The following is a 19813-nucleotide window of genomic DNA, read 5'->3' as shown; positions in this document are numbered from 1 at the left end:
TGGGCAACGCAGTACAAGTCTAAGCCCGACTAGGTAGCACGGGCACGTGGCAGGGGAGTGACATGCGGGCGTCACGCCGCCCGAAGGCTTAACTGGATTCGCCTTCCAGCATGAACTTGGCGCCGTCGTCCTGACCAAGCAGGCGCACCAGCGTGGGCATGGCTTCCTGCAGTTGCGCCTTCAGCGTCCACGGCGGGTTGACGATGAACATGCCGCTGCCGTGCAAGCCTAGGCCACCCTCAACCGGATGCTTCACGGTGAGCGTAACGTGCAGCCAGTCCGCCGGTCGCAGCTGCTTCAGGCGCGAGGGAAATTGCGCGGCTTCGCGCCGCTGTACGAGCGGATACCAGACCGCATACATGCCGGTCGCAAAGCGCTGCAGGCTGTCTTGCAGCGATTGCACGGTGCGGGCGTAATCCTGCTTGTCTTCGAAGGACGGATCGATCAGCACCAGCGCACGGCGCGGCGGCGGCGGCAGGATCGCCTTGATGCCGGCAAAACCATCGCCGTCGTACAGCATGACCTTGCGGCCTGCACCGCGGAAGTTGTTGGACAGCACCTTGATTTCGGAGCTGTGCAGCTCGAAGAGGCGCAGGCGATCGGCGTCGCGCAGCATCTGCCACGCCAGCCACGGCGAGCCAGGGTAGTGCCTGAGTTCGCCGTTCGGGTTCAGTTCGCGCACCTGGTCGAGGTAGGCATCGAGCAGCGGCGGCAGCGTTTCGCCGCCTGCGGCCGCGCGCCACAAAGGGCCGATGCCGGTATCGAATTCGGCCTTCTTCTGCGCCCATTCGTGGTCCAGCGCGTAGAGGCCGGCACCGGCGTGCGTGTCGATGTACCAGAACGGCTTGTCCTTCTGCGTGAGGTAATCGAGCATCTGCACAAGCACGGCGTGCTTGAGGACATCGGCGTGATTGCCGGCGTGGAAGGCGTGGCGGTAACTGAGCATCGGCGGGCCATGTGCGCCCGGAGTATCAGGCGCGGGCGGAGAAAACGGTAGGCGCGAATGCTACCACCGCGCGGGATGCGTCCCCAGCGGCACGCTGGGCAGCGTCCAGTGCGGCGGCGTATCGGAGAGCCGCCCCGCGTGACGCAGCGCAGTGAGCGCGCCAAAGCCGGAAGGCGCGGTATCCAGATACGCGCCGATATCTTCATAGCGCGGGTCAGCCGCATCGAAGCCGTGGGTAATACGGCCGAAGCTGCGTAGCCAGTGCGCCGTCTGCGCAAGCGACACCCGCACGTGCCAGCTGCCGCCTTCGGTCATGCGCCGCCCGAGTGCCGTCATGGCACCGGCGGCCATCAGGTAGCCAGCGCCGTGGTCCAGCGCCTGTGCCGGTAGCGGGCGCGGCTTGGCATCGCCGGCTGCCTGCGCTTCGGCCCAGTTGAAGCCGCTGGCGGTCTGCACGAGTGAATCGAAACCTCGGCGATTGGCCCAGGGGCCGTCATAGCCGTATGCGCACAGGCTCACGTAGACGATGCCGGGGCGCAGCGCGGCAACCTGCTCCGGACCAAACTGCAGCGCAGCCAGGCCACCGGGCCGATAACCCTGCACGAAGATATCGGCGTCGCGCAGCAGCGTGTGGAGTTGCGTGGCACCGGCCGCGTCGCGCAGGTCAAGCTGCGCGGAGCGCTTGCCACGCCCGGTGTCGATCACCAGCGGCGGAATGGCAGGCAGATGCGGCGCTGTAACGAGCAGCACGTCGGCGCCATGCGCGGCCAGCGTCCGGCCGCAGACCGGGCCGGCAATCACGCGCGTGAGGTCGAGCACGCGCACGCCGGAGAGAGGGCGGCCGTCGGCATGCTCCGGCAGCGGCTGCGGTGGCGCATCGCCAATGCGTTCGATCGTCATCAGCGGCTGCGCTGCCACGGCAATGCCTTGCGGGTGCGCGTCCCATTCTTCAAACGTGCGCGCGGCGGTGACGACCATGCCCGCCTGCGCCGCCGCCTCTTCAAACGCTTCGGCCTTCCATTGGTTCAGCGCGGCGGCCACTGCGTCCCGGTCATACGCGCAGCCGAGCAACTTCAGCACACCGTCACGGTGATGCGCAAAGTTGGTATGCAGACGCACCCAACGGCCATCGCCGCAGCGGTAGAGCCCGGCGATCTTGTCCCACGGCTCCGGCGGCAACTGGTCTTCGACGCGGAAGTAGCGCTCGGAGCGGAATTCCAGCGCGGCGTGGTGCATGTCGACCGATACGGTTTGCTGTCGCCCGCTGCGCAACGTGTCGACCTGCGCAGCAGCGAGGGCGGCAGCAGCAATGGTGCTCTGCGCCAGCGTGCCCACCGCAAACGACGACGGCAGCGCCGGCTCAGCGCCCGTGAGTGTGGCGCGCAACAGCACATCGGCGGGCTGGCCGAGCACGGTCCACAACTGGCTGAGTGCGCCAGCGGGGCTGACGATCTGCATGGAAGGATCAACCACATCAGCAACGGGTGACGGCATGGCGGGGCTCGGCAAGGAAGGTGCGGCCATTACAGTCCCGCGCCGCCGATAGCGTCAACATTGACTAGACTGATCAACCTCGATTGCCGTCCACTTCATCCGGCCCCGATGACCACCTCCCGATGACCACCTACCTCAACGCCGCCGAAGCCGCCGAGCGCCTGCACGTCTCGCGCCCCACGCTGTACGCCTATGTAAGCCGCGGGCTGCTGTCGGCGTATCCGTCGCCCGACGGACGCGGCAGCCGCTACCGCGAGGCCGACGTGGCTCGGCTGGCCGATCAGCGTTCCGGCGGACGGCGCCCGCGTCAGGTGGTGCGCCATGCGCTGGACTGGGGTCTGCCCGTCATGGAATCGGCCATCACACTCATCGATCACGGGCGGTTGTTCTATCGGGGCGTGCCCGCCTTGGAACTGGCCGAACGCGCCACGCTGGAAACCGTTGCGGCGCGGTTGTGGCAATGCGAGGAAGGGGTTGCCTTCAAGGTGCCCGCGCCGGTGTTGCCGAAGAGCTGGTACGCGGCCCTTGCGTCGTTGGAAGACGCGGATATCCGCCAACGCTGCATGGCGCTATGCGCGCTTGCCTTGCCGGCGCTGGACGAGGCCGCGTGGCGGCAGGACTCCGCACGTACGGCGCGCGATGCCGGTGCGCTGCTGCGCGTCGTGTTTGCCGCCATGCTCGGCCGCAAGCCCGACACCGCACCCGTGCATCTGCAATGCCAGCAGGCATGGAACCTTGACGCGCACGCCGCCGAGGCCATCCGCGTCGCATTGGTGCTGTGCGCCGATCACGAACTCAATGCCTCGAGCTTTGCGGCGCGCGTGGTTGCATCGACCGGCGCCAGCCTGGGCGCCGTGGTCAGTGCGGGCTTGGCTGCGCTCTCCGGTGGCCGGCATGGCGGCACCACGGCGCGCGTGGAGGCATTGCTCAGCGAGCTGGAAGGGAAGCGCTCCGTGGCAACGGCTTTGCGTCGTCGGCTGGATCGCGGCGATACGCTGCCGGGCTTTGGCCACCCGCTGTATCGCCATGCCGACCCGCGGGCGGAAGCGATCCTGGCACACTTGCCGAAGACGGGTGCGGTACGCAAGCGGCTGCAAACGGTGATGGATGCCGTGGCCGGATTGACCGGTGATGGGCCATCGGTGGATTTCGCGCTGGTGGCCACCCGGCGTGTGCTCGGGCTGCCGGCAGGTTCAGGCTTTGGCCTGTTTGCCGCTGGGCGTACGGCAGGCTGGATTGCGCACGCGCTGGAGCAGCGCGCGGCGGGGCAGTTGATCCGCCCGAGAGCCGCCTATGTGGGGCCGATGCCGGCCGCGCTGGAGGCACCGGCGGGCCGCATCATTCGTGCGCGCTGAGGCGCGATCAGGCCTGCGGAATCTCGATCTTCACCTCAAGCACTTCCAGGTTGTCCTGGCGCTCGAGGTTGACCTTGATGTCGTCGTTGCCGATCTTCACGTACTTCGAAATCACGGCCACCAGCTCGCGTTGCAGCGCGGGCAGGTAGTCGGCGGGCGCACCGCTGGCGGTACGTTCATGGGCGAGGATGATCTGCAGGCGCTCTTTGGCAACGCTTGCAGTCTTCTTCTTCTCGCCGAGCAGGAAAGACAGAATCGACATGAATGTGCGTCTCCTTATTTACCGCTGCCGCCAAACAGGCGCTGCAGGAAGCCCGGCTTGTTGTATTCGACGTAGCGCAGTTCCTTCTCCTTGCCCAGGAAGCGATCGATCACGTCGTGGTAGGCATTCGCCACGTCGGAGCCTTCGATGTGGATGGCGGGCGTGCCCTGGTTGGACGCCTGTAGCACAGCTTCCGATTCCGGAATCACGCCGATCAGCTTGATGCGCAGGATTTCCTGGATGTCGGTCAGCGACAGCATCTCGCCTTCGGACACGCGCTTCGGGTTGTAGCGCGTGAGCAGCAGGTGCTCCTTGATCGGCTCCTTGCCTTCCACCGCGCGGCGCGACTTGGACGACAGGATGCCCAGGATGCGATCGGAGTCGCGCACGGAAGAGACTTCCGGGTTCGTCACCACGATGGCCTCATCGGCAAAGTACATCGCCATCAGCGCACCCGACTCGATACCGGCCGGCGAATCGCAGACGATATATTCGAAGCCCATTTCCTTCAGGCCTTCGATCACCTTCTCGACGCCTTCACGCGTGAGCGCGTCTTTGTCGCGCGTCTGCGAGGCGGGGAGGATGAAGAGGTTTTCGCACTTCTTGTCCTTGATGAGGGCCTGGTTCAGGTTGGCCTCGCCGTGGATCACGTTGATCAGGTCATACACGACCCGGCGCTCGCAGCCCATGATGAGGTCGAGGTTGCGCAGGCCGACGTCGAAGTCGATGACGGCGGTCTTGTGGCCGCGCAGCGCAAGGCCGGCGGAAAACGCCGCACTGGTGGTCGTCTTGCCGACGCCGCCCTTGCCGGAGGTGACTACGATGATCTTGGTCATGGCTCGTAACTCTGTAAGTTAAATCGCTCGGCGCACGGGGTGCGTCACTTCATCCGCAACGGTTCGAAAACCAGCGTGTTGTCCGCGAGCCGGACCTGCGCAGGCTTGCTGGCGTAGGCGTCGGGCCACGGGGTTTCGCCGGTGCGGTAGATGCCGGCGATGGAAATCAGTTGGGGCTCCAGGCACGTGCAGAAGATGCGCGCGTCCAGGTTGCCCTTCACACCTGCCAGCGCACGGCCGCGCAGCGAGGCATACACGTAGATGTTGCCCTCGGCGATCACCTCGGCGCCGTCGCTCACCAGATCGAGCACGACGAGGTCGCCGCGCGCATAGATGCGCTGGCCCGAACGCAGCGGGCGATCGACGATCATTGTGCCGGGCTGCATAGCCGCGGCATCGGCGGGAGGAATAGCGGAAGTGGAGGCGGGGGCTTCAGCGGCCTGGGCGTGCTCGGGCGCACCCTGTGCGTCCTGCGCGTCATTGCGGTCGGCATCTTTGGCGTCATTTCCGCCACGCGGGCGGCGGCCGTGGCTATCGAGCAGCGGAAGGCCAAAGGCTTGGGCCCACCCGGCCTGTTCAGGGCTGGCAACCACGCCGATCGCACGGGCACGCAGCGCGGTCAAGGTCTCCACCAAACGGTCGATGGGCAGGCGCTCGTCTTCCGCCAGGCGGCGCACATCGATGGCGATAACGTCGTTGGAGAAAAACTCCGGCGTGTCGGCAAAGCGTCGCGTGAGTTCGGCGGCCAGGGCGTCCATGTCGGCGGTGCGCGGCGACAGCAGCAGGGCATCGACGGTGCCGCTGCGGATCTCGAACAGCGGCGCTTTCTTCTGGGACATAGAACGGCTACGCGGAAAAATGGGCTCATTCTAACGTTGTTGACGAAGCGCCTTGAATTTTTTGAAGCCGCCGATCGGCCACCCGGCTGAGACGCACAGCCGGCGCCGATCTCCGCATGGCGGGCGCCACGCGCAAATGTCATCCGACGGTCACGGCATCGTCATGCGCGCTTTCGATACTTCTTCGCTTCTGAGCCCCCCGGTCCAGTCTGTTGTCCTCTCGCGTTGCGCAAACGGTTCCCCCGGTTTTGCGTGCGCGTCTGCTTGTCATTCGCTTCAGCAGCAATCGCATTCCGCAGTCCGTAGTTCGCATACCAAAAATAGACTTCAGGGAGAAGTTCATGCGAGTCCGACCATTGTGTTCGGCGGCGTTGCCGCTTGCTGTTTTCTTGTCGATGTCGCTGGCTGCCTGTGGTGGCAGCGACGATACTCCGACCACGCCTGCCGCCAGCGCTGCCCCCGCGGGCACCAAGGCCACGCTGGCCGTGCTGGAAACGACCGACCTGCACACCAACGTGCTGTCGTACGACTACTTCAAGCTTGCTGCCGACAATTCGCTCGGCTTCGAGCGCGTGGCGACGCTCATCAATCAGGCGCGCACGCAATTCCCGAATACGCTGCTGCTGGACAACGGCGACACCATCCAGGGCACCGCGCTGTCGGATTACCAGGCCATGGTGAGCCCCATCACCTGCGACCAGACGCTGGCGATCTACAAGGTAATGAACGCCGCCAAGTACGACGGCGGCGGTATCGGGAACCACGAGTTCAACTATGGCCTGCCGTATCTGTCGCAGGTCACGGGCAATACGTTCAACGTCGATGGCCTGCCCGATCCGGCCACGCAGCAGAAATGCGCAGGCCCGGCCTTCCCGCAGGTGCTGGCCAACGTGGTGAGCGCGAAGACCAACGCGCCGCTCTTCCAGCCGTACACGATCATCACCAAGACGGTAACGGCCACGGCGCCGGATGGCAGCACGATCAGCGCGCCGGTCAAGGTCGGCATCATCAGCTTTACGCCGCCCACCATCACGAGCTGGGACAAGCGCTGGCTCGACGGCAAGGTCTACACCGTCGGCATCAAGGAAACGGCGGCCAAGTACATCCCCGAGATGCGCGCAAAGGGCGCCGACCTGGTGGTCGCGATTTCGCACGGTGGGCTGGATAACTCGACGTATTCGCCGACGATGGAAAACGGCAGCTGGTGGCTGTCCACCGTGCCGGGCATCGACGCCATGTTGATCGGCCACTCGCACCAGCTCTTCCCGGATGCAAAGAGCACGGTCAGCCAGTTCAACCTGCCGGGTGTGGACAAGGTGGCCGGCACCGTGAACGGCGTGCCGACTGTGATGGCCAACTACTGGGGCAAGCACCTCGGCGTGATCAAGCTGGGCCTGACGTTCAACGGCACGAACTGGGCCGTGGACAAGACGCAGACCACGGTGGAAGCGCGCTCGATTCAGAACGCCGACAAGACGTACGTAGCGGCCGACCCGACGGTCTCGGCCGCCATCGCCACCGAACACCAGGCGACGATCAACTACGTGAAGACGCCGGTGGGCAGCACCGACTTCAACATGAGCACGTACTTTGCCGACGTGGGCGACCCGGGCGCAATCGAGATCGTGAACCAGGCGCAGGCCGATTACGTGTCGGCGTACATCCAGGCGAACCTGCCGCAGTACGCGTCGCTGCCGGTGCTGTCGGTGAGCGCGCCGTTCAAGAGCGGCTTTGGCGGCGGTACGGATTTCACCGATGTTGCAGCCGGCCCGCTGGCGATCAACAACGCAGCCGACCTGTATCTGTATCCGAACACGGTCTACGCCGTGAAGGTGGCGGGCTCCGACATCAAGAACTGGCTGGAAACGGCAGCCAAGCGCTTCAACACCATCGACCCGACGCAGGCGACGGTGCAGAAGCTGGTGAGCACGTTCCCAGGCTACAACTTCGACATGTTCACCACGCCGGACCTGACGTATGAGATTGACGTCACGCAGCCGGTCGGCAGCCGCATCAAGAACCTGATGTACAAGGGCGTGGCGCTCGACCCGGCAGCGCAGTTCATCGTGGCGACCAACAACTACCGCGCAAGCGGCGGCGGCAACTTCCCGGGCCTGGATGGCAGCAAGACGATCTACGCGTCGCCCGATGCCAACCGCGACGTGCTGATCAGCTACATCAAGAAGATCGGCAGCGTGAAGCGGGCGACGAACGGCTCGCAGCGCAGTTGGCGCTTCACGAAGCTGGCGAGCTCGGTGGCGCAGGTGCAGTTCACCTCTGCGCCCAACAAGCTGGCCAACGCCACGGCCGCCGGCATCACCAACGTCACACAGGTGGCTGCGGATGACGGTTCGGGCAAGGGCTTGGCGGTGTACCAGATCGACCTGACGCAGTAAGCAGGAGCCGACGATGCCATCTCTTCGTTCCGCATGGGCGGGTGCACCGGCCATGGAATCTCCGCGACAATCGGTGCCGATGCTCACCGTGGCCGCCGCGCTGGCGATCATCGTGGCGGCAGGCGGTTGGCTGTCGCATGCGCGCCAGGCACCCGCCGTCGATGCCACGCAGCTGGAATCGTGGCGCGCAATGGTCGTGCAAGCGATGGAGCCCGAGGCGCTGCAGCAATTGCGTCAGCGCGCACGCAGCGGCTCCGTGCCGGCGCAGTCAGCGTTGGGCGAAGCCTTGCTCAGCGCGCACGACGGCGCCTTGCGGAACGAAGGGATGCGCTGGCTTGAAACCGCTGCATCGAGCGACCCACGTGCGCAGTTATCGCTGGGCAAGGCGCTGCTGCTCGGTACCGGCGGTGTGGAACGCGACTACCCGCGCGCGCTGCGCCTGCTGCGTCAATCCGCTGACAAGGGCGACGCGGCCGCGGCGTACTACCTGGGCGTGATGTATCGCAGCGGCTACGGCACGGCTGTCGACACAACACAGGCTGCACACTGGTTTGATCGTGCTGCCCGCCACGAGATTCCGGCAGCGATGTTCATGCTGGCGAATGCCTACCGCGACGGTGATGGTGTGCCACGCGATGAAGCCCGCGCGCTGGCGTTGTACCAGGACGCCGCCGAGCACGAATTGCCGGAGGCCGTGCAAGCTCTGGCGATGGCGTATCAGAACGGCGAACTGGGTCTCAAGCGCGACGATGCCGCGTATCACCAGCAGTGGATTGAAACGGCACATGCGCTGAAGCATCCTGCGCTCGCGCCGTGATGCGGCGTTCTCTTCAGTAAAGCCCGCGGGTCTGGGCGTGCAGGCGCACCAGACCCAGCAGGGCATCAATCTGCGGCGTCGGCACGCCCACATGCTGGCCGATCTCCCGCACCGACGCCACCAGCGCATCGACCTCCAGCGGGCCGCGTCCGGCCTCTGCATCCTGCAGCATCGACGTCTTGAACGCGCCGAGTTGACGCGTCACCGCGCTGCGTTCTTCGCCGCTCTGCTCGATCGGGCAGCCGATGCGTGCACCAATTGCTTTGGCCTCTTCCATGACGCCGAGGCAAAACGCGCTGACCAGTGGATCATCGAGAATGCGATCGCACGTCGCGCCCGTGAGCACCGACACCGGGTTCATCGTCATGTTGCCCCACAGCTTGAACCAGATATCGCGTTGAATGGCTTCGCTGCGTTCGATCTGCAAACCAGCGCGTTCAAAGAGCGCACCGAGTGCATCCAGGCGTGATGAGGTGCCGCCTGCGGGTTCGCCAAGAATCAATCGCTTACCGAACCCATGACGTACGTGTCCTGGTGCCGCCGTTGAACACGTCAGATGCACCACGCAACCCAGTACGTTCTTCGTTGGAATGGCCTGCGCAATGCGTCCGTGTGGATCCACCGATTGCAGGCGCAGGCCTTCCAGCGGCCCGTGCCGATCAAAGAACCACCATGGGACGCCGTTCATCGCCACCACCACACAGGTCTCGGGGCCGATGAGCGGAGCAATGCCTTGCGCCACGCTTTCCATGGCGGGAGCTTTTACAGCAACGATCACGACGTCCTGCACACCGAACGCGCGCGCGTCGTCACTCGCGTGCACCGGCACAGACCGTGTATTGCCTTCTTCGGTCAGGCGCAGTCCTTCGGCTCGCAATGCCTGAAGCGTCGCACCGCGCGCCAGCACGTTGACCGGTTGATCTGCCAGCGCGAGCTTCGCGCCAAGATAGCCGCCGACAGCGCCGGCGCCCACGATGCAAATGCGTGTCATGTGATCAGGTTCGGAAAGAAGGATCGATGCGGTCGATGGTGCGCATCAGTGCTGCGAACACATCTTCGCCTGCGCCAAAGTTTGGGTTGAACTGCAGCGAATCGCGCGTGCAGTTGCGCGCAATCGCTTCGGGAATCTCCAACACCGGGCCCATCGATGTGGAAGCGAGCTGGATGTCGCATGCGCGGTTGAGCAGCCACAGCACCGCAAACGCCCGCGCAATCGAATCGCCCCAAGCCAGCAGCCCGTGGTTGCGCAAGATGACCGCGGGCTTGTCACCGATGTTCCTGACCAGGCGCGGCCCTTCATCGGCATGCACGGTGATGCCCTCGAAGTCGTGATACGCGACCTTGCCGTGCAACTGCGCCGCATAGAAATTGCTGATCGACAGACCATCGCGCGCGCAGGCGACGGCCATGCCGGCGGTCGTGTGGGTGTGCATCACGCAATGCGCACCCGGAATACCCGCATGAATGGCGGCATGCACGGTAAAGCCGGCCGGGTTGACGGGCCAGTCCGGCTGACCCGGCGCGCGCTGCGCATTGCCCTGCAGGTCGATCTTCACGAGGTTCGACGCGCAAACCTCTGCATAGGTCAGGCCGAACGGGTTGATGAGGAAATGCGGGCCGCCATCGTCGGCGCTGCCATCTTCGGGTGGCAGGCGCAGCGTGATGTGGTTGTAGATGAGTTCGGTCCAGCCCAGCTGCGCAAAGATGCGATAGCACGCCGCCAGCTTCACGCGCGCCCCCCATTCTCTTGGGCCGCACCAGGTCGGGCGATGGGCTTGGATGTCCGAACCGGAATCGGGCGAAAGCGAAAACACCGTCATGACCTGTCTCCTGATCGCAGGGGCCATGCGCCGGTCGGGCTGCCGGCGCTTTAGTAATTCACATGTTAATGAATTTGCGTCGGACGTCAAACCACGTTACATCCGCTGTCTGCTAGGGCAGCTGGTTACGCAGGATCACCAACCACTGCATGACCGAATTCGTGTACGGATCAAGTTGGTTGGCTTCGTTCAACTCGGTGATGCTCATCGAAGCCGATTGCTGCACGTTGCCGCCAATCGATTTCACTTCATGGCGCACCGGGTCCACCTCGACAACGAGATCGCAGTGCATGGGCGTTCTGCCGGCCTGGATCTCGGCCGGATCCGTCATGAAGCGGTCGGCCCCGCGTGCGGTGCAGATGAGGTCGCCCGGGCGTGGCACGGCCGGCGTGCGTTCGAGCACGAAGGCGGGATGCTTGAGCAGATGGTCGCGCGCATCGGTCACGTATTCCGCGTGCGTGGCGCCCGTCAGGAATTGATCGTTCTGCAAGCCGGCCTTGCGCATGATCCACGAGATGAACACCGCAGACCACGCCCAGCCGCCGGTGGTCAACTGCTGGCAGGTCGGTGTCTTGCCGACGATGCCCCAGTAGCGCTTGGCCAGCATGCAGCCGCGCGCGGTGGCTTCGCCGCCCGTGCCGTCCGGATAACGCAGACAGGGTGCCTGGGCTGGTGCAGCAGGCGCGGCAACCGCCTTGGGCAGCGGCATGTCGGTACCGCTTTCTTCATCGGACGGGGCGGGCGTGGGGTCGTCGGGTGTCAGCCAACGGCCTTGCGGCTGGTCAGGAAAACCGCCACCTGCCACGCAATACGTATCGTCGCGCCCCACGCGCACCACCTGGCGCCCCCACCGATCCCATTCGGTCAGGGCAATCTCGATCATCTTTTCGCGCGGCGTGGCACCTGGGCGCGTCTGCACGACTTCGTTGTCGGGCAGCGGTTCGGCTTGCGGGCGCGCAGGCGGCGTCGCACAACCGGCAAACCAGAAGACCGGTGCGATCAAGACAAGCGGCAGGGCAATGCGCAGAGCGAGCGAATTGCGCAGGAAAGGGCGGGACATGAAAGAGGGGAGAAGGGATGGCCTGACGGGGAGACAGGCCTTCCGACGTGGTATGCCAATGCTGCGGTCGATTCACGCATGCAATCGCATGCCACGTCGTTGGCGCTAACCAGCCCGGCTGGTCACGCCAGGGTCGTCATTGCCTTAGGCGTTGACAGCGTCCTTGAACTTCTGGCCGGCCTTGAACTTGACCGTCTTGGCCGCTTCGACCTTGATTTCTTCGCCGGTGCGCGGGTTGCGGGCCATACGCTCGGCACGCTCACCTTGGCTGAAGGTACCAAAGCCGATGAGGCTGACCGCATCGCCCTTGCCAACGGATTCCATGATGGCTTGCAGCGTCACGTTCAGTGCCTGCTCTGCCTTGGCCTTGGTCAGACCGTCTACGCCGCTGGCGATGGCGTCGATCAGTTCGGTTTTCGTCATTGCTTGACTCCCTTCAAGAGTAGATAAAACACACAACAGAGCGTCCGGGGGATGGCTCCAAGGGCGACATGATACCGGCATGCGAACAGCGCCGGCACGTGAGCTTTGTAACCGCGCCTGGCATCCGGGTTCCGCAAACCCGCATGGGGCCTACGTTGCGAGGCGATCCCATCACATCAATGTTGACGATTGATGTCCTGGTTTGCCGTTGGCTTGTCTGCTCGTAGATAGGTTCGACGCAAGTCGATCGGTTGGTTTACCTTTTTTCTTATGTATACAGATAGTAGTAGTAGATAACGGTGGATAGTTTCTGTGGATAAGTGGAAAAAGCGCTTTATGTTCAAGCACTTGTTGCACGCAAAACCGAGGGTACCGCGTGTGTCCTCAGGTGGATAGCTTGCTGATTTTTCCGACCGCCCGACTGGCAACCCCGTCACTTGTGCCCACACCGTCGACAGGGCAGCCACAGACAGCCAACAGCCTTTGCCGGTAGTTATCCACAGCTGCAGGCCGGGTTATCCACATTGGTGGGACGACATGGGGTTGCGGCACATGTCGAGAAGCCATGCTTTTGGTGTAGGCTCACGGCTTCGTTGATCGACGTTCTTGTTTCGCTTTACCGCGCCATTTCCTCATGACACGCACGTCCCCTGATGCCGCACCGGCTCTGGCTGAGTCCTCGCCCACGCCGGAAGCGCCGGCCAAACTGCGCCGCCGCGATCGCATTGAGGTGCGTGAATCTGGTGTGCACGGACGTGGTGTCTATGCTGTGGTCGCGATCGCACGCGGCAAGAAGATCATCGAATACAAGGGCGAGCACATCACGTGGAAGGAGGCACTGCGCCGCCATCCGCATGACCCGTCCGATCCGAATCACACGTTCTACTTCAGCCTGGAAGACGGCAGCGTGATCGACGCCAAGTTCGGCGGCAACCGCGCGCGCTGGATCAACCACGCCTGCAAGCCGAACTGCGAAGCGCGGGAAGAGGATGGTCGCGTGTTCATTCATGCGCTGCGCGATATCGAACCTGGCGAAGAGCTGTTCTACGACTACGGCCTCGTCATCGAAGGTCGGCAGACCAAGGCACTGAAGGAACAGTTTGCTTGCCGCTGCGGCGCGAAGAGGTGCCGCGGCACGATGCTGGCGCCGCCCGCGAAGACCAAGAAGAAGTAAGCCGAAGGTCCGCCGTTCAGACGGATTCGCTTGCCAGCGGCAGGCGCAACACGAAGCGCATCACGCGGGTGCCGTCGCGCGCAATCGCATCATCGATGGCGACGGTGCCGCCGTGCAGACGGACGATGTCGTGCACGATGGCCAGGCCCAGACCGCTGCCTTGCGGCTGTCCCGGGCGGTGATCCGCATCCCCTCGGAAGAAACGCTGGAATACTTCACCGCGCCGCTCGGGTGGAATGCCCGGGCCATTGTCTTCCACACTGACGACCCCCCACCACTGGGACGTCGCGTCGGCCTCCATGCCGGCGCGCAAGGTCACGCGTCCGCCGGCCGGCACGTATTTGATGGCGTTGTCGAGCAGGTTGTTGATGGCTTCGCGCAGGAGCAGCACGTTGGCCAGCACCGGGGCCTGCAACGAACCCGGCGACGTGGCTTCCTGCGGCCAGGCCTCGAAGCCCAGGTCCAGCCCGCGTGCAAGCGCGCGCGGCACCCATTCGGCGCCGGTATCGAACGCCAGCGAGACGAGATCGACGCGCATGGGCGTGCCCAGTTGGTCCAGCGTCATACCTGGCTCGGCACGCGCCAGCGTGAGCAACTGGTTCGATAGACGTACCGCGCGGTTGGCACCCGATTGCAGCTCGAGCAGCGCGGGGCGGGCGTCGTCCAATGTCTTGGCGTCGACAGCGCGATCGGCGTGCAGCTTCAACGCGGTCAGCGGCGTGCGGAGTTGATGTGCCGCGTCTGCGATGAACGTGCGCTGCGCTTCGAGTGCGTCGCGCAGCCGGGCGAGTAGCGCGTTCATCGCATTGATGAGCGGTTGCAGTTCGGCTGGCACGTGTTCTGCTAATTCCGGCGGCAGCGGCGTCACTGATCGAGCGCTCTGCTTGTTGAGTGTGTCGGCCAGCGTCTGCAACGGCTGCAGCTCTTCCTTGAGCACGAGTGAAAGAATCAGCCCGCCAATCGCCAGCAGCACGATCAATGGAATCGACACCGACAGCAGCACTTCCTTGGCGGCCGTATCGCGATGGTCCAGCAGCTCCGCCACTTCCACGACGATGCCGCCTTCGGCCTGCATGGCATCGGGCGGGTTGGACGGATTGAACGCCGGTGCCGTCTGCGCCTGCGTGGGCGCGAGCGCGGGGCGCGTAACGTCGTCTTCGGGGTCGGGCGGCGCAGGCTGGCGCGGCGAGCGCGGCTTGGGCACCTCCGCGCTCACACCCGGAACGAGCAGATGGACGGCGCGTACCTGCTTGCCGTCGATCCAGCTGTAGAACACGCGCGCCTCGCCAATGCGAACCTGGCCTGAGCCGTAGCCGAGCGGCGTGTCGCGCCCGACCAGTGTGCCTGCGGGGCCGGAAATGCGCCAGTAGATGCGGTCTTCGCCGCTGTTCTGGACGAGTGTTTGGGCGGTCAGTGCGATGTCGTAGAGCTTGGCCGCCGGCACATGCGGACCAGCGATGCGCAATTGCTCGGCCAGCGTGTTGGCCACACCCACCAAAGCGCGATCGAACACCTGCGCGGTGTAGTGCGCCGCCAGCCAGTACGATAGCGCGCCGGTTCCCACAATCAGGCCAAACAGCGGTGTCGCCAGCGCACGCAACAGATGCAGGCGCAGGCTGACGGCACCGTTGCCACCCTTGGCCGGAGGTGCTGAAGCCGACGACGAGGCGGGACGGTGGCGCTTGAACATGGACGAGAACTACGCCGCCGCGCGTGCCTGCAGCAAATAGCCGAAGCCGCGCACCGTGACGATCTCCGCCTCTGAATGTTCGATCTTGCGGCGCACGCGGTGCACATAGACTTCGATGGCCGTGTCACCCACCACGTCGTGGCTGGCTTCGCCTATGGCGTGGCCAAAGCTCGCAAGGTGATCCTGCAACTGCACCTTGCTGACCACGCGGCCCTGGCGCAGCATCAGCAACTCCAGCACGGCAAATTCGCGCGGCGACAGTTCCAGCGGGGCGGCGTCGACAAAGATGCGCCGCTCCACTCCGCTCATGCGCAGCCGTCCGACCAGGATGTCAGGGCGCGCGGCGGGTTCGGTCGGATCACCGCGACGGCGGAGCAACGCGCCCACGCGAGCCACGAGTTCGAGCATCTCGAACGGCTTGAGCAGGTAATCATCCGCGCCCGCGTTCAGGCCGTTCACCTTGTCGAGCAGGCCGTCGCGGGCGGTCAGGATCAGCACGGGCGTCACGCGATCGCGCGCACGAAACTGCGACAGCAGCGTCATGCCGTCGATACCGGGCAGCCCAAGATCGAGGATCACCAGGTCGTGTGTCTGCCTGGCAAGTTGTTCAGTGGCGAAGACACCGTCGTGCACGACCTGCACACGATGCCCGGCTTGCGTGAGTCCGGCATGGATGCCGCTGGCGATGGCGCGGTCGTCTTCAATCAGCAGGATGCGCATTGACTCGATCCGGAGTGCGGGGCGGAAAAGGACAACAAGGGCGAAATCGTGGCGATCGGCATCATTTGGCAGCGCTACAATGCGCGGATGACCGATGCCCTGCTCAACATCACCGATCTGGAGGCCGCCATCAATTTCTGGCGTGCCCGTTCGCCCGCCGAAGGCGAGGAACTGCGGCTGTGTGCCGAGGCGTCGGCGCTGGCCAAGCCGTATGCGCTGATGATTGTACAAGGCGCCACCCGCATCGCCCCTGAGCAATTGGGCGACAAGGCGCGGGCGGCGTATGAGGCGTGGCGCGCAGCCACACAGGGCTGAGCGCCAGCATTGCGGTGATTACTTCGCGCCTGTGCCTTTTGCGGCCTGCTCGATAAAGCGTGCGAGATCGGCGTCACGGTGCGTGAGCCCGTTCGCATCGTGTGTGGACAAGGTGATGTCCACGCGATTCCAGACGTTGAACCACTCCGGGTGGTGATTCATCTGCTCGGCTTTGATCGCCACGCGCGTCATGAAACCGAACGCGGCGTTGAAGTCGGCAAAGGTGAAGGTCTTCTGGATGGCATCGCGCTCGCTCTGCAGCGTCCAGCCGGGCACTTCGGCAAAAAGGGCCTTGCGTTGGTCTTCGTTCAGGGTCGGCATCATGATGGGTGCGAAGTTCTGTCTTGAATGCGCGCAGTATAGTCAGCGCGCAACGATCTGCGCTCAGATGTCCGCCGTGTTTGCCCAACCTTCGCGGTTTCCGACGTTCAGCACCACATCGCCTTCCATCACATCACCCGCACCGATGGTCGGCAGCGCGGCGAGTTCTTGATAGAGCGGCGTGAAGTCCGGGCGTGTGGCATCGAACAGTTGCTCGAAGCTGTCGATCGTGAAGTAGGTCTTCTGGAACGTGTCGATCCGGTAGCGCGTGCGCATGATGCGGCGCACGTCGAAACCGATGCGGTTCGGGCTCGCCGAATCCAGCGCGTACACCGATTCACTCTTGCTCGACACGATGCCCGCGCCGTAGATGCGCAGGCCGGCCGGCGTGCGGATCAGGCCGAATTCCACTGTGTACCAGTACAGGCGCGCCAGCATGTCGAGCTGGCCCAGGCGCGCGGCCTTCAGGCCACCCTTGCCGTAGGCTTCCATGTAGTCGGCAAAGATCGGGTTAATCAGCAGCGGCACGTGGCCGAAGATGTCGTGGAAGCAATCCGGCTCTTGCAGGTAATCGAGCTGATCGGGGCGGCGCATCCACCAGCTTGCGGGGAAGCGGCGGTTGGCGAGGTGATCGAAGAACACTTCGTCGGGCACCAGGCCCGGCACCGCGACGATCTGCCAGCCGGTGGCGCGCATCAGCGTTTCGTTGAGCTGGTCGAAGGACGGCACGGCATCGCGGCTCATGCCCAGCGTCGACAGGCCTTGCAGGAATTCATCACAGACACGGCCCGGCAACAGCGCTTCCTGCCGGTCGTACAGCGTGCGCCACGTTGCGTGATCGGCAGCGGTGTAGCGGTGCACCGGCTGCTGCATGGTGAAATCAGCGCGCAGCGTCTGGCCGTCCAGGCCTTCGGCAAATTGTTCACGCAGCTTATCGGTCAGGGTGCCGTTGAAGCCGGCCGGGGCGGCGTTTTGCGCTGCATCGGGGGCGGTGGTTGCGATGGCCATTTGTAATGTCGATCTCGTGCAATCAGAGTCCGGCCAGTGTATGGGCGGGGCCACGCGGGTTGCCCGCAAAACGGCGATCCATTGCGCCTAGTTTGCGGAAATCATGCAGAATGCCGCTTGTGAACGCAGGAGACGTGCATGATTTCGCTTGATACCTTCGATCTGGCTCTGCTGGCGGCCCTTCAGCGCGATGGCCGTGCGACGCATCAGCAGCTCTCGGAGCAAGTCCACCTGTCGGCCAGCCAAGTCGGGCGGCGCCTGGCGCGGCTTGAATCGGAAGGCGTGATCGAGGGCTACCGGGTGGTGCTCTCGCCGACCGGGCTGGGGCTGGGCGTGACGGTGTTCGCGAGCGTCAAGCTGGCGCACCACGGCGACGCCATCGTCGAACGCTTTCATGAAGAGATCAGCCTGCTCGACGCGGTGCAGGAGTGCTATTCGGTGGCGGGCGACGCCGACTACATGCTGCGCGTGGTGGTGCCCGATCTGCCCGCGCTGTCGGAATTCGTCATGCGCAAGCTGATGCGTGTGCCGGGTGTGGACAATGTACGTTCCAATATCGTACTGACGGCCTTGAAGCGGGATGGCGCGTTGCCGCTATCCCACCTTGGTGGGTAGATTCGCGCCTTGCGCCAGGGTGCGCGGCGTGTCACGCTGCAAGCCGACATCCCTTGCTGATATGAATCGCCTCTCTTGGGCGGGAGACCACGATGGTTGAAGGACACACCACGCATCCGGCGCACGCGCCGGCGCATCTGTCAGGCGGCTACGGCATGCCGGCACGGGTTCGCGCGTGGTGGGTCGCCGCTGCCGTGGCAGGCGTGACCTACGGCGGCATGCTGACCATGGTGGCCGTGGACGTACCGCCCGGCACCCCGCTGGTCGGTCGCATCGTCGCGCAGCCGCTGTGGAAAATGCTCATGGCGTTGCTGCTGGCGCGCGCCGCCTCGCTACACGAGATTCCGCGCGAGCGGCGCTGGCTGATCGGCGCCATGGGGTTCTCTGCGATGGGAGATCTGTGGCTTGCGCTGCCGTGGCTGTCGTTTTCGTTCATGGCCGGCCTGGGCTGCTTCTTGCTGGCGCACTTGTGCTACCTGCGGGTGCTGGTGGGGCTGCGTGGCGTGTCATCGGCCATCCGCATGATCGGTGTCGGCGTGATGATCGGCGTGGCCATCGGCATGCTGCTGTGGTACTGGCCGGGCCTGGGTGAGTTGAAGGGGCCGGTGATCGCCTACATGCTCGTGCTGTCGGCGATGGTGTGCGCGGCATTGCTGGCGCGCCTGCCTGGTCCGCTGACAGCTTGGGGCGCGCTTGCCTTTGCAGCGTCGGATGCGATGATCGGCATCAGCGTGTTCGTCTTTCCGTTCACCGACCATGAGCTGGCCATCTGGTGGAGCTACGCCGCTGCGCAGCTTCTCATCAGTGCGGGATTGCTCACGCGCCGTACGCCGCCCGCGCGCCGCGCCACGGCATAAGGTCTGTCCGACGTTTCTTCCGCTGCGAGAGCCCCATGTTGCAGACCCTCGACGCTGCCACCACGGCGGCCCGCTTGCCGTATGCCGCGTTGGCCGATGCCATCGCGCAGGTGCTGCGCGATGCACGCGCCGGCCGTGCCCAGGCGCCCGCGCGGCTCGTGATGCCCGTGGCGGGCTCCGGCAGTCTGCTGCTGATGCCGGCGTCCAATGACGACATCGCCATCACCAAGATGATCACCGTGCACCCGCACAACCCCGCCCAGAGCTTGGCGGCCATTCACGGCGAGGTGGTGGTGATGAACGCCCGCACCGGCGAACGCCGGTTGATGCTGGATGGCCCGACCGTGACCGCGCACCGAACAGCAGCCGTGTCGTTGCTGGCGGCGCGCTTGCTGGCGCCTGAGCCGGCCGGGGATTTGCTGCTGATCGGCGCCGGTGCCCAAGCGCGCGCGCACCTGGAAGCCTTCCGCTTCGGGCTCGGCACACGACGCGTCACGATCATCGCCCGCACGGCTGACAGCGCGGATGGGTTGGCGGGCTACGCGCGCGCGCTCGGCATGGACGCCACGGCGCTAGCGGGCGGCGACGCTGCGGGCGTGGCAGATGCTGCCCGTGCCGTGCTGCCGCAGGCGCCGCTGGTCGTCACGGCAACACCGTCATCGCAACCGGTGCTCCCTGATTTGGGCGATCCGGGCCACCCGGCCGGGTACGCCTGGGGCGCGCATCACTTCATCGCTGCGGTTGGCGCGTTTCGGCCCGACATGGCCGAACTGCCGCCGCGCCTGTGCGTGCATGCCGCTGCGGTCGATCGGCTGTACGCCGATACGCTGGTCGACCTGGAAGCCGAAGCCGGCGACCTGCTGCA

The 19813-nt window shown here is 64.8% G+C and carries 21 protein-coding genes; 8 read left to right on the top strand and 13 right to left on the bottom strand.

Annotated features, from left to right (window positions below):
• Window positions 1–88 precede the first annotated feature (88 nt).
• Together BEK68_RS20090 and BEK68_RS20085 are read right to left on the bottom strand one after the other, a co-directional pair.
• Window positions 89–946, bottom strand: coding sequence for a 23S rRNA (adenine(2030)-N(6))-methyltransferase RlmJ (locus tag BEK68_RS20090; protein WP_004628531.1), 858 nt, complete (start codon window positions 944–946; stop codon window positions 89–91).
• A gap of 60 nt (window positions 947–1006) precedes the next feature.
• Window positions 1007–2440, bottom strand: a complete 1434-nt coding sequence (locus BEK68_RS20085) for a CoA transferase (protein WP_024542451.1) — start codon at window positions 2438–2440, stop codon at window positions 1007–1009.
• A 122-nt stretch (window positions 2441–2562) separates the two neighbouring features.
• Between BEK68_RS20085 and BEK68_RS20080 the strand changes: the two genes are divergently transcribed.
• Window positions 2563–3795 carry a citrate synthase family protein gene (locus tag BEK68_RS20080; RefSeq protein ID WP_012436755.1) on the top strand — a complete coding sequence of 411 codons (1233 nt, stop codon included), beginning with the start codon at window positions 2563–2565 and terminating at the stop codon, window positions 3793–3795.
• Between the two features lie 7 nt (window positions 3796–3802).
• Here the strand turns inward: BEK68_RS20080 and minE are convergent, their stop codons facing one another.
• The 3 genes from minE to minC are packed head-to-tail and all read right to left on the bottom strand — an operon-like array spanning window position 3803 to window position 5732.
• A complete protein-coding gene (minE, locus tag BEK68_RS20075) occupies window positions 3803–4057 on the bottom strand; it encodes a cell division topological specificity factor MinE (RefSeq protein ID WP_004628536.1) in 255 nt (84 codons plus the stop codon).
• A 14-nt stretch (window positions 4058–4071) separates the two neighbouring features.
• On the bottom strand, window positions 4072–4893 hold the full coding sequence (minD, locus tag BEK68_RS20070) for a septum site-determining protein MinD (protein ID WP_012436754.1): 822 nt from the start codon (window positions 4891–4893) through the stop codon (window positions 4072–4074).
• Window positions 4894–4937: 44 nt separating this feature from the next.
• Entirely contained in the window at window positions 4938–5732 is a 795-nt protein-coding gene (gene minC, locus BEK68_RS20065; RefSeq protein WP_012436753.1) for a septum site-determining protein MinC, read from the bottom strand.
• A gap of 341 nt (window positions 5733–6073) precedes the next feature.
• Between minC and BEK68_RS20060 the strand changes: the two genes are divergently transcribed.
• Together BEK68_RS20060 and BEK68_RS20055 are read left to right on the top strand one after the other, a co-directional pair.
• Entirely contained in the window at window positions 6074–8128 is a 2055-nt protein-coding gene (locus BEK68_RS20060) for a bifunctional 2',3'-cyclic-nucleotide 2'-phosphodiesterase/3'-nucleotidase (protein ID WP_012436752.1), read from the top strand.
• Window positions 8129–8141: 13 nt separating this feature from the next.
• Entirely contained in the window at window positions 8142–8945 is an 804-nt protein-coding gene (locus BEK68_RS20055) for a tetratricopeptide repeat protein (RefSeq protein WP_012436751.1), read from the top strand.
• 13 nt (window positions 8946–8958) lie between these two features.
• Here BEK68_RS20055 and BEK68_RS20050 read toward each other — a convergent pair whose 3' ends face one another.
• The 4 genes from BEK68_RS20050 to BEK68_RS20035 form a co-directional block, all read right to left on the bottom strand.
• Window positions 8959–9936 (bottom strand): 2-dehydropantoate 2-reductase, encoded by a 978-nt coding sequence (locus tag BEK68_RS20050; protein WP_012436750.1) that lies wholly within the window; start codon window positions 9934–9936, stop codon window positions 8959–8961.
• Window positions 9937–9940: 4 nt separating this feature from the next.
• The gene (locus BEK68_RS20045; protein ID WP_012436749.1) at window positions 9941–10765 is read right to left on the bottom strand and encodes a class II aldolase/adducin family protein; all 825 of its coding nucleotides are present in this window, start codon (window positions 10763–10765) and stop codon (window positions 9941–9943) included.
• A 112-nt stretch (window positions 10766–10877) separates the two neighbouring features.
• A complete protein-coding gene (locus BEK68_RS20040) occupies window positions 10878–11825 on the bottom strand; it encodes a DUF2272 domain-containing protein (RefSeq protein ID WP_012436748.1) in 948 nt (315 codons plus the stop codon).
• Window positions 11826–11969: 144 nt separating this feature from the next.
• Window positions 11970–12248: an HU family DNA-binding protein gene (locus BEK68_RS20035; RefSeq protein WP_004628548.1), complete on the bottom strand. Its 279-nt coding sequence runs from the start codon at window positions 12246–12248 to the stop codon at window positions 11970–11972.
• A gap of 634 nt (window positions 12249–12882) precedes the next feature.
• Here BEK68_RS20035 and BEK68_RS20030 point away from each other — a divergent pair.
• On the top strand, window positions 12883–13422 hold the full coding sequence (locus BEK68_RS20030; RefSeq protein WP_012436747.1) for an SET domain-containing protein: 540 nt from the start codon (window positions 12883–12885) through the stop codon (window positions 13420–13422).
• A 16-nt stretch (window positions 13423–13438) separates the two neighbouring features.
• Here the strand turns inward: BEK68_RS20030 and BEK68_RS20025 are convergent, their stop codons facing one another.
• Window positions 13439–15112 (bottom strand): sensor histidine kinase, encoded by a 1674-nt coding sequence (locus BEK68_RS20025; protein WP_004628551.1) that lies wholly within the window; start codon window positions 15110–15112, stop codon window positions 13439–13441.
• A gap of 9 nt (window positions 15113–15121) precedes the next feature.
• A complete protein-coding gene (locus tag BEK68_RS20020; RefSeq protein ID WP_004628552.1) occupies window positions 15122–15832 on the bottom strand; it encodes a response regulator transcription factor in 711 nt (236 codons plus the stop codon).
• A gap of 87 nt (window positions 15833–15919) precedes the next feature.
• Here BEK68_RS20020 and BEK68_RS20015 point away from each other — a divergent pair, with 87 nt between their 5' ends.
• Entirely contained in the window at window positions 15920–16147 is a 228-nt protein-coding gene (locus BEK68_RS20015) for a DUF3717 domain-containing protein (RefSeq protein WP_024542450.1), read from the top strand.
• 18 nt (window positions 16148–16165) lie between these two features.
• Here the strand turns inward: BEK68_RS20015 and BEK68_RS20010 are convergent, their stop codons facing one another.
• On the bottom strand, window positions 16166–16471 hold the full coding sequence (locus tag BEK68_RS20010) for a 4a-hydroxytetrahydrobiopterin dehydratase (RefSeq protein ID WP_004628556.1): 306 nt from the start codon (window positions 16469–16471) through the stop codon (window positions 16166–16168).
• 60 nt (window positions 16472–16531) lie between these two features.
• A complete protein-coding gene (gene phhA / locus BEK68_RS20005) occupies window positions 16532–17476 on the bottom strand; it encodes a phenylalanine 4-monooxygenase (protein ID WP_012436746.1) in 945 nt (314 codons plus the stop codon).
• A 138-nt stretch (window positions 17477–17614) separates the two neighbouring features.
• On the opposite strand from phhA, the gene BEK68_RS20000 reads away from it, so the two are divergent.
• From BEK68_RS20000 to BEK68_RS19990, 3 genes are all read left to right on the top strand, one after another.
• On the top strand, window positions 17615–18091 hold the full coding sequence (locus tag BEK68_RS20000; protein ID WP_004628561.1) for an Lrp/AsnC family transcriptional regulator: 477 nt from the start codon (window positions 17615–17617) through the stop codon (window positions 18089–18091).
• 92 nt (window positions 18092–18183) lie between these two features.
• Window positions 18184–18948 carry a lysoplasmalogenase gene (locus tag BEK68_RS19995; RefSeq protein ID WP_004628564.1) on the top strand — a complete coding sequence of 255 codons (765 nt, stop codon included), beginning with the start codon at window positions 18184–18186 and terminating at the stop codon, window positions 18946–18948.
• A gap of 35 nt (window positions 18949–18983) precedes the next feature.
• The coding region (locus tag BEK68_RS19990; RefSeq protein WP_065851864.1) for a delta(1)-pyrroline-2-carboxylate reductase family protein at window positions 18984–19813 on the top strand (830 nt) is incomplete at its 3' end.

This window comes from Ralstonia pickettii, assembly GCF_001699815.1.
Classification (GTDB): Bacteria; Pseudomonadota; Gammaproteobacteria; order Burkholderiales; family Burkholderiaceae; genus Ralstonia; species Ralstonia thomasii.
Note: the sequence above shows the minus strand (reverse complement) of the source record. Positions and strands in the feature narration are given on the sequence as shown.